Below are 12,049 nucleotides of genomic sequence, written 5' to 3'. Positions count from 1 at the left end.
GCCCCGCCCCGCCCCGAAGCAGCGCCATCGCCACTGCCCGCCGACCGCGTAACACGCACGAAACAATGCAGTCACGTCCGGGAAACCCGGTGTCAATAGCCTCGTCGGAGGGTGCCGAAAGGTCCCTGCCGACATCACCCAACCCCACAGGAGATCGACACACATGTTCAGCGATTCCTCCGAGGTGCTCGCCTTCATCAAGGACACGGACGTCAAGTTCCTCGACATCCGCTTCACGGACCTTCCCGGTGTCCAGCAGCACTTCAACATCCCGGCGTCGACGGTCGACGAGGACTTCTTCTCGGTCGGACAGCTCTTCGACGGTTCGTCGATCCGCGGCTTCGCGTCGATCCACGAGTCGGACATGCAGCTCATCCCGGACGTGACGACGGCCTACATCGACCAGTTCCGCGCCGAGCGCACGCTGATCATGATCTTCGACATCTACAACCCGCGGAACGGCGAGATCTACGGCCGCGACCCGCGTCAGGTGGCGAAGAAGGCGGAGAAGTACCTCGCGTCGACGGGCATCGCGGACACCGCGTTCTTCGCCCCCGAGGCCGAGTTCTACATCTTCGACGACGTCCGCTACTCGGTCACGCAGAACAAGTCGTTCTACTCGGTCGACTCCGAGGAGGGCGCCTGGAACACCGGCCGCGAGGAAGAGGGCGGCAACCTCGCCAACAAGACCCCGTACAAGGGCGGCTACTTCCCGGTCTCCCCGGTCGACAAGACGGCGGACCTGCGCGACGACATCACCCTCAAGCTGATCGAGGCGGGCTTCGAACTCGAGCGCTCGCACCACGAGGTGGGCACCGGCGGCCAGCAGGAGATCAACTACAAGTTCGACACGATGGTCCACGCCGCGGACGACATCCTGAAGTTCAAGTACATCGTCAAGAACACGGCCGACCAGTGGGGCAAGGTCGCCACGTTCATGCCGAAGCCGCTCTTCGGCGACAACGGCTCGGGCATGCACACCCACCAGTCGCTCTGGAACGACGGCAAGCCGCTGTTCTACGACGAGAACGGCTACGGCGGCCTCTCGGACGTCGCACGCTGGTACATCGGCGGCATCCTGAAGCACGCCCCGGCGCTCCTCGCGTTCACGAACCCGTCGATCAACTCGTACCACCGCCTGGTCAAGGGCTTCGAGGCGCCGGTCAACCTGGTGTACTCGGCCGGCAACCGCTCCGCCGCGATCCGCATCCCGATCACCGGCACGAACCCCAAGGCCAAGCGCATCGAGTTCCGGGCCCCGGACGCCTCCGGCAACCCGTACCTCGCGTTCGCCGCGCAGCTGATGGCGGGCCTCGACGGCATCCAGAACCGCATCGAGCCGCACGAGCCGGTCGACAAGGACCTCTACGAGCTCCCGCCGGAGGAGGCCAAGGGCATCCCGCAGGTGCCGGGCTCCCTCGACGAGGCACTCGAGGCCCTCGAGGCGGACCACGAGTTCCTCACGAAGGGCAACGTCTTCACCGAGGACCTCATCCAGACCTGGATCGACTACAAGCGTGAGAACGAGATCCTCCCGCTCGCGCAGCGTCCGCACCCGTTCGAGTACGAGCTCTACTTCGGCGTCTGATCCTCGCTGATCGCGAAGGCCCCGCACCGGTTCCGGTGCGGGGCCTCCTGCGTGCGGCGCGCGTGGAGTCGTTGTGGTGACCGCCTGGAGGCCCGGTGCCGGTCCGACGGGCCGGCACCGGGCCTCCAGACGGTCGCGCCCACACGTTCCTTCCCCTGTCGCCCGCGATGGCGAGCACGAACGGGCGTACCTGGTCGGACCGACCGACGAGGCACGCCCGGAAACGCCAGGCACGCCCGGAACCGGCAGGCACGCCCGGGAACGCCAGGCACGCCCGGAACCGGCAGGCACGCCCGGGCAGACGACGAAGCGGGGCCCGTGCCGCCCCCGGCACGGACCCCGCTCGTTGCGGTGGCGGGACCTACCGTGCCGTCGCCAGCACGTCGTTCACCCCCGCGGCGACGCTCGCGGGTGCACCCGCGACCGGGGTGGGCCGTCCCAGGGAACGGACGGTCCAACCCGCCTTGACCCAGTCCTCGACCGGGAGGCAGTTGCGCGCGTCGATCACGACGCGGCGCCCGACGACCTCGCCGAGGGACACGGGGGACGCCTCGATGATCTCGTCCCACTCGGTGAGGACCAGGACCACGTCGGCGCCCTCGATCGCAGCCTCCTTCGTGGCGGCGTACGTCAGCGTCGGGAAGGAGCGGCGGGCGGTCTCGTTCGCCTCCGGGTCCCACAGCGAGACCTGGGCGCCGCGGAGGTGCAGCGCGGCAGCGACGTTCAGCGCCGGCGAGTCGCGGACGTCGTCGGTGAGGGGCTTGAACGCGGCACCGATGACGGCGACGCGGCGGTTGAGGACCGATCCCCCGACGGCCTCGATCGCCATGTCGATCACCCGTTCGCGCTGCCCCATGTTGATCTCGTCGACCTGCTGCATGAGACCGACGACCCGGCCCGCGCCGAGCTCGTTCGCCCGGTGCATGAGCGCACGGATGTCCTTCGGCAGGCAGCCGCCGCCGAAGCCGAGCCCGGCGTTGAGGAACTTCCGGCCGATGCGGGCGTCGTGCCCGAGGGCGTCGGCGAGGGTCGACACGTCGGCCCCGGTGATGGCGCACATCTCCGAGATCGCATTGATGAACGAGATCTTCGTCGCGAGGAACGCGTTCGCGCTGACCTTCACGAGTTCGGCCGTGGCGAGGTCCGTGGTGATGACCGGGCAGCCCTCGGCGATCGGGGCGGCGTAGACCTCCCGGATCACCGCGTCGGCCTCGGGCGAGGCGCCGCCCCAGACGAGGCGGTCGGGGTGGAGGGTGTCCTCGACGGCCTTGCCCTCGCGGAGGAACTCGGGGTTCCAGATGAGCTCGGCCTCGATGCCGGCGGGCGTGAACTCGCGGACGAGTTCCCGGAGCCGGGCAGCCGTCCCGACGGGAACGGTCGACTTGCCGACGATGAGACCGGGGTGCGTGAGGTGCTCGGCGACGCCGCGGGTGGCGGCCTCCACGTACGCGAGGTTCGCGGCGTGCGAGCCGGCCTTCTGCGGCGTGCCGACGCAGACGAAGTGCACGTCCGCCGCGGCGACGGCTTCGGGGAGCGACGCCGTGAAGCGGAGCTTGCCGCTCGCCACGTGCTTCGTGATGAGCTCGGGCAGCCCGGGCTCGAAGAACGGGACCTCGCCGGCGGTGAGGGCGGCGAGCTTCGCGGGGTCGACGTCCACGCCGATGGTCTCGAAGCCCATCTCGGCCATGGCGGCCGCGTGGGTGGCGCCGAGGTAGCCGGTGCCGATGACGCTGATGACGGGTGCGGGACGCACGTCCGACGCGGACGGGGACGTGGTCTTCTTCTGAGCGGTCACTGCTCGACCTCCTGCAGGTCGTAGTCGATGTCGGTGCGCGCGATGTTCTCTCGGAAGGTCTCGAGGCTGTCGGCGCGGGAGTTGAGTCGCCAGTCGTTGGTGGTGCGAGCACCGTCGACGATGGTGGTGGCGGTCAGGCTGAAGTAGTTGAAGCCGATGATGTCGTCGTTCGCCGGGTCGGCGAGGGCGTCGAACAACGAGGTGATCCAGCGGGACTTCTGCGAGTCGGAGACGCTGCCGCCGGTCTCGGTCGCGCCGATCTCGTTGAGGACGATGCCCTTGCCCGGTGCGATCTCGCGGATCTGGGCGAGCGTCGCGCCGAAGGTGTTCTGGAAGGTCGGCGCTTCGGTGGCGTCACGGTAGTAGCCGCTCATGCCGACCCAGTCCACGTACTCGGATCCCGGGTAGTAGTTCCGCATGTAGTCCACGGTCTGGTACTTCGGGTTGCCGAGCTTGTCGATGCGCGACGGGGACCAGTCCCAGATGGCGTACTGGTTCGCGCCGTTGTCCTGGAAGACCTGCCACACGTGCTTCCACATGGCCGTGTACGAGCCGGCCGCGTTCTGCTGCTTGGTCGACTCGGACCAGTTGTACCACTGGCCGTTCATCTCGTGGTCGAAGCGGATCACGAGCGGCATGCCGTTCGCTGCGACGTCCTTCGCGTACTTCGTCAGGTAGGCGTCGAACTTGCCGGAGAGGATGTCCTCGTTCGTGTAGCCCGGCACGTAAGGCTCGTCGTTGCCGGTCTTCGCGGGCACGGATTCCCACGTCATCATCGGCAGGCGGCCGTTCGCCCACGAACGTTGGACGGCGTTCGCGTTGAAGTCCTGGTCGAAGCCCTGGAAGAAACCGACCATGTTCGTGGCCTTGCCGACCTGCTGGGAGAGCTGGTCGTACTCGGACCAGTTGAACGGCGACTGCGCGGTGTAGAGGCCGTACCAGCGCGACTGCTGCGCGAGGACCTGGGCCTTCGACGGCGCCGTGACGGGCTCGGGGCCCGGGTCGGTGGACGGCCCGGTGTTCGGGTCCGAGGCGTTCGGTCCCGAGCCGTGGCCGGCGGAGCCACCGGAACCACTCGTGGCCCCGGAACCGCTGCCGGAGCTCCCGGCACCGGACCCGGAACCGCCGCCCGACGAACCCGTACCGGCACCGTCGGAGCCGGAACCCGACCCGCTCGCGTTCGCCGTGTCTCCAGACCGGCTCTTCGCAGCGCCGAGCTGCGACTGCAGCGAGGCGAGCTGCGCCTTGAGGTCGGCGATCTGGTCGCCACGCGACCCGGCCTTGGCGGTCGTCGAGTCGAGCTTGCCCTCGAGTGCCCAGATCTTCTCCTGCGCGGCGGTGAGCTCCGACTGGAGCTCGGCGGCGGAGACCTGCTTCTTCGGCGGGGTGACACCGAGCGCCTGGTGGACCGCTGTGGACACGGGGCCGGCCGGGGACACCCAGACTGTCCAGGTGATGAGACCGAGGACGACCAGGATGGCGGTCGTCCCGACGGCGGTGAGTCGGGCGTGCTTGCTGGACTGGGCCCACCAGGCACCGGAGGAGCGGATGAGGTCAGACAATGAGGAACGCCTCCAGGGCGAAGATCGCGATGCCGATGAGGTACGGGATCGCGGCGTACGGGTTGTAGCGGCGGACCTTCGCCGGCTTCGCGGCGGCGCGGGTCGCCCCGACGGGCGAGGTCGCCGCACCGGGCGACGGCTGACGTCGCGTCGCGAGCACGGTGGCCGTCGAGTTGGTCGTCGCGTCCGCACCGTCGTCGAAGTCCGTGCGACGGGTGCTGGCGCCGGCGCCGAAGATCTCGTCGAAAGCGCGGTCGGCGGCGACCTGCTCGTCGGAGTACCGCGGTGCGTCGACCGGGCTGACCGGCGTCTGGCCGGAGAGCTGCGGTTGCGCAGGGTCCTCCTCCATCGGACCGCCGGCGTAGGCTCCTGCGCGGGTCCCCCAGCCGGACGCGTGTGCCAGGCGGAAGAAGCCTATGAGCCGGATCGGCATGAGGAAGAACGTCGACACGATGATGAACATCGGCAGGCGGAAGAAGTCGCTCGGCTTCTCGGAGAGGTGCCGGATCTGCCGGATCGCCATGCTCAGCACGCTCGACACGACCATGAGCGCCGCCACGTAGACGAACCCGGTCGAGAAGCCGTACTGCTGCAGGATGCCCTGGTAGAGGTTCTCGCCCTGCCCGGTCACCGCACGGTAGATCCAGCCCGCGATCACGCCGAACAGCATGAACGGCAGGATGATGTCGGTCACGAAGAAGAGCGCGAGGACCGGCGCGTGCCCGATCATCCACGGCAGCATCCGCAGCGTGTTGTACTGCGAGCCGCGGGCCCAGCGGAGCTGCTGCTTGAAGAGCTTCTTCACCTGGAGCGGGGCGTCCGTGTACACCAGCGAGGTGTACTGGTAGACGGTCCGGTACCCCTCCTTGAGCGTGAGGTTCGTCAGCGTGCGGTCGTCGGAGACCTCGAGGAAGACGCCCATGAACTTCTCGTGCATGAACTTGTCCATGACGCGCATGAGGATGTTCCGGCGGAACGCGATCGTGCGGCCGGGGAGGCAGCCGATCTGCCCGAGGACGCTCTGCGCGGGCATCGAGTACAGCGCACGCGAGTTCTCCAGCCAGTCCGCCCAGCGGGTGATCCAGCTGCGGGTCGGCTCGAGGATGCGCTGGCGGGTCGTGACACCGCCGACGGACTCGTCCGCGAACGGCTTGAGGAGCTCGGACAGCGTGCCGGGGGTCCACACGGTGTCGGAGTCGACGAGGATCGTGATGTCGCCGTTCGACATCTCGGTGCCGACCTTGACGGCGTTGCGCTTGCCGGGGATCGGCGTGTGGGTCCAGCGGACGAGCGGGGCGAACTCGTCGCACACCCCCTCGAGCGCTTCGTTCCGGGCGCCGTTGATGACGACGATGATCTCGCCGGGCTGCTGCTCGACCATGCGGCCGATGACGTCCCGGAAGAGGTCGAGCGGTTCGTCCACGACGGGGACGACGACGCTGGTGGTACCGGTGTAGGTGCCGGTGAAGGGGCGGTAGCGGGCGGACAGGACGACCTTGAGCAGCCAGAGCAACCAGATCACCGCGGAGTACACGGCGAACAGGTAGAACTCGGGGTGCCCTTCGACCATCTGCCGGATCTGCAGAATGAAGGTGAACATCGATCCCTGCTTCAACGTTCGAGGTGGGGATTCCGCTTCATCGAGGAACCAGTGGTCGGTTCGGGTGGAGCCATTGATGCAGAAACGTGACACCCCTCGCAACACGACCCCCGTCCGGGGGTGTTACCGGCACGTTACGGGGTACACGCTTGTCCGCTCCGATGCGGACGCCTGCTGTCCTCACCTGTGCTGACAGCAATGCGGTGGACCGCCTCGAGTGGTCGTCACGGAACCGCGGGGGCACCGGCCAGACGGGAGGCACGGCTCGCCTCCGACGGAAACCCCCGGTCAGCAGCCGGTTACGAGGAGGACCGGCGCATGGTCGACCGGAACCGTCGCGAACACCTGGACGGCCGCCGAGGGCGGCTTGCGCACTGGGAGCGGTCCCATGCGCGGGGTACAGAACCGGAAACAATGGGGGACGATTCCGGACACGTGGAATTCACCTTCGACGACACGTCATCTTCGCGTGGGACGCGTCACCTCGGGCGTGTCGTGAGCGTCGCTCGGCAGCATCGAGCACCACCCTGCGATCGGCGTCAGGCGCTGTAGAAGGCCCGCTCGAACACCTGGCGGGCGCGCCGGGTGATGCCGAGGTAGTCCTCCTCGAGCTGCGTCGCCGAACCCGGCGGGTACTCCATCAGTCGCGCCATGCCCTCGAGCTGGATGCGGTCCACGGGCAGCACGTCCGTGGTCTTCCCCGACCACAGCACGAGTGCGCTCCGGGCACGGGAGGCGAACCGCCACGCCGCGCCGAGCCGCTCGGCGTCGTCCGGCGCGACGAGTCCCGCCTCCGTCGCGGCCGCCAGGGCCTCGAGCGTCGAGGTCGTCCGGAGGCCCGGCACGGTGAGGGCGTGCTGGAGTTGCAGGAGCTGCACGAACCACTCCACGTCGCTCAACGAGCCACGGCCGAGCTTGAGGTGCCGCGCCGGGTCCGCGCCGCGCGGGAGCCGCTCGGACTCGACACGAGCCTTGATGCGTCGGACCTCGCGGACGGCGTGGTCGTCGATGTGCTCCGGGTAGCGGGTCCGGTCGGCGAGGTGCTCGAAGTCGCGGAGCAGCCCCGCGTCGCCCACGGCGCCGCGGGCACGGAGCAGCGCCTGCGCCTCCCACGTCAGGGACCACCGGGCGTAGTAGGCGGCGTAGGAGTCGAGCGTCCGGACGAGCGGGCCGTTCTTCCCCTCCGGCCGCAGGTCCACGTCGAGCTCGAACGGGTGGATGGCGTCCTCCGTGAGACGGCCGAGCTCGCGCACGATCGCCTGTGCAGCTCGGGACGCGACCTCGGGCTCGGTGCCCTCCGCCGCACGGTACACGTAGAGGACATCCGCGTCGGACCCGAAGCCGAGTTCCCGGCCGCCGTACCGGCCCATCGCGACGATCCCGAACTCGAGCCCCTCCGGCGCGTTCCGGCGCGCGAGGGTGAGGGCACCGGCGAGGGTGGCCTCGGTGACGTCGGTGAGCGCGGGCCCGAGGGCGTCGACGTCGAGCCAGCCGAGCACGGCCGCCATGCCGAGCCGCAGGGTCTCCCGGCGTCGAGCCGACCGCACAAGCGCTGCCGAACCGTCGACGTCGTCCCCGTGCCGGGCGGTCGTCGCGGTCATCTCGGCGAGCAGCGACTCGATCGGCCTCGGCCGGAGGAGGGACTCGGGCTCGTCGAGCCACGCGACGGCCTCGGGGAACCGTTCGAGCAGCCCGGACAGGAACGCCGACTCGGAGAGCACGGTGGTGAGCGAGTGCGCGGCTCCCGAGGAATCGCGCAGCATCCGGAGGAACCAGCTCGACTCCCCCAGGGTGTCGCTGAGCCGTCGGAACGCCAACAGTGCGCGGTCCGGCGCCGGCCCCTCGGCCATCCACCGCAGCAACACCGGGAGCAGGTTCCGCTGGATCGTCGCGCGCCGGCTCGTCCCCTGGGTGAGGGCGCGGATGTGGCCGAGCGCCCCCGCCGGATCCGCGAAGCCGATCGCGCCGAGGCGGTCGGCCGCCTGGTCGCTCGTCAGGACGATCTCGCCGTCGGTCGCCGCGACCGCGGACAGCAACGGGCGGTAGAACAGCCGCTCGTGGAGTCCGCGGACCTCGAGCTTGACCGACCGCCACCGTGCCTCCAGCGCGGACGCGGACGTCGCGAACCCGCTCGCCCGCGCCAGGACGCGCAGTTCCTCTTCGTCGGAGGGCATCAGGTGCGTGCGCTGCAGTCGTCGGAGCTGGATGCGGTGCTCGAGGACCCGGAGCAGGGCGTAGTCCGGCCCGAAGCGAGCGGCCTCGGGACGACCGACGTAGCCGGCACGGGTGAGGGCCTCCATCGCGTCGAGGGTCGAGCGCTCGCGGACGCTCTCGTCGTCTCGGCCGTGCACGAGCTGGAGCAGCTGCACCGTGAACTCGACGTCGCGCAGGCCGCCCGGACCGAGCTTGAGCTGCCGGTCGACCTCGGCGTCCGGGATGTGCTCGGTGACGCGCTCCCGCATGCGCTGGACGGACTCGACGAACCCGGGTCGGGTGGCGGAGTTCCACACGAAGGGGGCCACGGCGTCGGCGTACCGCTGCCCGAGGTCCGCAGAGCCGGCGATCGGCCGGGCCTTGAGGAGCGCCTGGAACTCCCACTCCTTCGCCCACCGCTGGTAGTACGCCACGTGGGAGTCGAGCGTGCGGACGAGCGCGCCGTCCTTGCCCTCCGGACGGAGGTTCGCGTCCACCTCCCACAGCGCGGGCTCGGCTGCGAGGTCGGTGATCGCGTGGGTCGCCGCGACGGCGAGACGGGTGGCGATGAGCACGGCACGGTCGGTGCCCACGCCGGTGTCCGCCTCGTCGTCGCGCGTGGGTTCGGTCACGAAGATGACGTCGACGTCGCTGACGTAGTTGAGCTCACGCGCGCCCGCCTTGCCCATGGCGATGACCGCGAGCGGGGTCGCCGCGACGTCCGCGGCGGGGAACGGCACCTCGCGTCGGGCGATGTCGACAGCGGCCTCGAGCGCCGCGCCGGCGAGGTCGGCGAGCCCCGCGGCCACGGCGGGGAACGCCTCGGTCGGCGCGTCGTGCAGGACGTCGAAGAGGGCGATGTGCGCCAGGTGCCGCCGGTAGCGCACGCGGAGCCGGAGCCGGGCGTCCTCACCGGTGGCCCCGTCGACGGCGTCGAGCAACGAGGCGGTGTACGCCTCCTGCGTCCACGGGGGCGTCACGGGGTCGAACAGCAGCGCGAGCTCGGTCGGCCGGCGGTGGAGGAAGTCGCCGAGCCCGACCGACGCCCCGAGCAGGCGGATGAGGCGCTCGGCCGCGGCACCGTCGGCGAGGACCGCACCGAGCCGGTCGGGCGCACGCTCCGACAGGCGTTCGAGCGACCGGAGGGCGCCGTCCGGGTCAGCGGTCGCACCCCACACGGCCGCCGGGTCGAACCCGGGCAGGCCGGCAGGAGCGGCCCCGCCGCCCACCGCGGCAGACCCGTTCCCCGCCTGGGGCAGGACGGAGCCGAACCGTGCCTCCAGGCCGGCGGTCCGCTCGAGGGCGGCGATCCGCTCGAGGCTCTCCGAGAGCTCGGCGAAACCGAGCCGGGCGAGCTCGGACCGTGACGTCTTCGTCCGACCGGTCATGTCCGCTGGGCTACAGGGCGCCGAGGTTCGTGTCGAGCTCGAACGGCGTCACCTGGTCGCGGTAGGCCTTCCACTCCTGCCGCTTGTTGAGCAGCACGAAGTTGAACACCTGCTCGCCGAGGGTCTCCGCCACGAGCTCGGAGTCCTCCATCAGGCCGAGCGCGTGGTCGAGGCTCGCCGGGAGCTGCTTGTAGCCGAGTGCCCGGCGCTCGGAGTCAGACAGGCTCCAGACGTTGTCCTCGGCCTCGGCTGGGAGCTCGTAGCCCTCGTCGATGCCCTTGAGCCCGGCAGCGAGGAGCAGCGAGTACGCCAGGTACGGGTTCGCCGCTGAGTCGATGCCCCGGTACTCGATGCGCGCCGACTGGCCCTTGTTCGGCTTGTACAGCGGGACGCGGACGAGCGCCGAGCGGTTGTTGTGCCCCCAGGTGACGAACGACGGGGCCTCGTCCCCGCCCCAGAGCCGCTTGTACGAGTTCACGAACTGGTTCGTGACCGCGGTGATCTCGGGCGCGTGGCGGAGGACGCCGGCGATGAAGTGCTTCGCGGTCTCCGAGAGCTGGTACTGGCCGCCGGCCTCGTAGAAGGCGTTCTGGTCGCCTTCGAAGAGCGACACGTGCGTGTGCATGCCCGAGCCCGGCTGGCCCGACAGCGGCTTCGGCATGAACGTCGCGTAGACGCCCTGCTCGATCGCCACCTCCTTCACGACCGTGCGGAAGGTCATGATGTTGTCGGCCATCGTCAGTGCGTCGGCGTAGCGGAGGTCGATCTCGTTCTGGCCGGGGCCGGCCTCGTGGTGGGAGAACTCCACCGAGATGCCGAGGTCCTCGAGCATCCGCACCGAGCGGCGGCGGAAGTCGTGCGCGCTGCCGCCCGGGACGTTGTCGAAGTACCCGGCCTGGTCGACGGGCTGCGGGCCGCCGTCCTTCCAGTCGCGGCTCTTCAGGAGGTAGAACTCGATCTCCGGGTGCGTGTAGAACGTGAACCCGCGCTCGCTCGCCTTCGCCAGGGTCCGCTTGAGGACGTTGCGCGGGTCGGCGACGGCGGGCTGGCCGTCCGGCGTCGTGATGTCGCAGAACATCCGCGCGGTCGGGTCGATCTCGCCGCGCCACGGGAGGATCTGGAACGTCGAGGGGTCCGGGTGCGCGAGCACGTCGGCCTCGTAGCTGCGGGTCAGGCCCTCGATCGCGGAGCCGTCGAAGCCGATGCCCTCCGCGAACGCGCCCTCGACCTCGGCCGGCGCGATCGCGACCGACTTGAGCGTCCCGATGACGTCGGTGAACCAGAGTCGGATGAACTTGATGCCGCGCTCCTCGATGGTGCGGAGCACGAAGTCCGTCTGCTTGTCCATTGACGCCCTTTCCGTGGAGCAGCTGGGATGCTCAGCCTATTGGTTCCCGGGTCAGTCTTCGTCGTCCCACCGCTCGTTGTTCGCCTTGATGCGGTCGAGGGCGTGCTGCGCTTCCTCGCGGGTGTCGAACGGGCCGATGCGGTCGCGCTGCGGCGACTGCGGGCCCTGCTCCACCTCGTGCGTCTTCTCGTTGAACCACCACTGGGACTCGATGCGTTCGTCGCTCATGCCGCCACCGTACCCACGCACGGCCGCGCGGGCGCGGTGTGGTGCGCGCGCGGTGAGGGCGCGGTGAGGGCGCGGTGAGGGCGCGGTGAGGGCGCGGTGCGCGCCAGGCCGAGACTCGGCTCCGCGGACACTTCCGCGGCACCGGAACGCGCGTGACGTCCGCGGAGCCGAGTCTCGGGGCGCGCCGCCGCGCCCAGGGCGACCGTCTGGAGGCCCGACACCGGTCCGGCGGGCGAGCCCCGGACCTCCAGGCAGTCGCGTCCGCACCCTGGCGCCCGTCGCCGGAGTCGCACGGCCGCGCGACCGGGCACCGAAGCCGAGACTCGGCTCCGCGGACACTTCCGCGG

7 protein-coding genes are annotated in these 12,049 nt (G+C 70.0%); 1 reads left to right on the top strand and 6 read right to left on the bottom strand.

Annotated features, from left to right (window positions below):
• Window positions 1-163: 163 nt before the first annotated feature.
• Window positions 164-1,588, top strand: coding sequence for a type I glutamate--ammonia ligase (glnA, locus tag NS184_RS01045; RefSeq protein ID WP_058724294.1), 1,425 nt, complete (start codon window positions 164-166; stop codon window positions 1,586-1,588).
• A gap of 361 nt (window positions 1,589-1,949) precedes the next feature.
• On the opposite strand, the gene NS184_RS01040 is transcribed toward glnA (NS184_RS01045), so the two are convergent.
• From NS184_RS01040 to NS184_RS17635, 6 genes are all read right to left on the bottom strand, one after another.
• Window positions 1,950-3,383 (bottom strand): UDP-glucose dehydrogenase family protein, encoded by a 1,434-nt coding sequence (locus tag NS184_RS01040; protein WP_058724293.1) that lies wholly within the window; start codon window positions 3,381-3,383, stop codon window positions 1,950-1,952.
• On the bottom strand, window positions 3,380-4,945 hold the full coding sequence (locus NS184_RS01035) for a glycoside hydrolase family 26 protein (RefSeq protein WP_058724292.1): 1,566 nt from the start codon (window positions 4,943-4,945) through the stop codon (window positions 3,380-3,382). The genes NS184_RS01040 and NS184_RS01035 overlap by 4 nt, the downstream gene beginning before the upstream one ends.
• On the bottom strand, window positions 4,938-6,545 hold the full coding sequence (locus NS184_RS01030) for a glycosyltransferase family 2 protein (RefSeq protein WP_058724291.1): 1,608 nt from the start codon (window positions 6,543-6,545) through the stop codon (window positions 4,938-4,940). Before NS184_RS01030 ends, NS184_RS01035 begins: the two co-directional genes overlap by 8 nt.
• 539 nt (window positions 6,546-7,084) lie before the next feature.
• Entirely contained in the window at window positions 7,085-10,126 is a 3,042-nt protein-coding gene (locus tag NS184_RS01025) for a bifunctional [glutamine synthetase] adenylyltransferase/[glutamine synthetase]-adenylyl-L-tyrosine phosphorylase (RefSeq protein ID WP_058724290.1), read from the bottom strand.
• A 10-nt stretch (window positions 10,127-10,136) separates the two neighbouring features.
• Entirely contained in the window at window positions 10,137-11,474 is a 1,338-nt protein-coding gene (gene glnA, locus NS184_RS01020) for a type I glutamate--ammonia ligase (RefSeq protein ID WP_058724289.1), read from the bottom strand.
• A 51-nt stretch (window positions 11,475-11,525) separates the two neighbouring features.
• Window positions 11,526-11,702, bottom strand: coding sequence for an SPOR domain-containing protein (locus NS184_RS17635; RefSeq protein WP_152997990.1), 177 nt, complete (start codon window positions 11,700-11,702; stop codon window positions 11,526-11,528).
• Window positions 11,703-12,049: the final 347 nt, after the last annotated feature.

This window comes from Curtobacterium luteum (assembly GCF_001475545.1).
GTDB classification, from domain to species: domain Bacteria; phylum Actinomycetota; class Actinomycetes; order Actinomycetales; family Microbacteriaceae; genus Curtobacterium; species Curtobacterium luteum_A.
This window is presented reverse-complemented; position numbering and strand designations above follow the sequence as displayed.

Coding starts and splice junctions, on each gene's coding strand:
- NS184_RS17635 (WP_152997990.1), bottom strand. CDS start 11,702: ATGAGCGACGAACGCATCGAGTCCCAGTGGTGGTTCAACGAGAAGACG.
- glnA (WP_058724294.1), top strand. CDS start 164: ATGTTCAGCGATTCCTCCGAGGTGCTCGCCTTCATCAAGGACACGGAC.
- glnA (WP_058724289.1), bottom strand. CDS start 11,474: ATGGACAAGCAGACGGACTTCGTGCTCCGCACCATCGAGGAGCGCGGC.
- NS184_RS01025 (WP_058724290.1), bottom strand. CDS start 10,126: ATGACCGGTCGGACGAAGACGTCACGGTCCGAGCTCGCCCGGCTCGGT.
- NS184_RS01030 (WP_058724291.1), bottom strand. CDS start 6,545: ATGTTCACCTTCATTCTGCAGATCCGGCAGATGGTCGAAGGGCACCCC.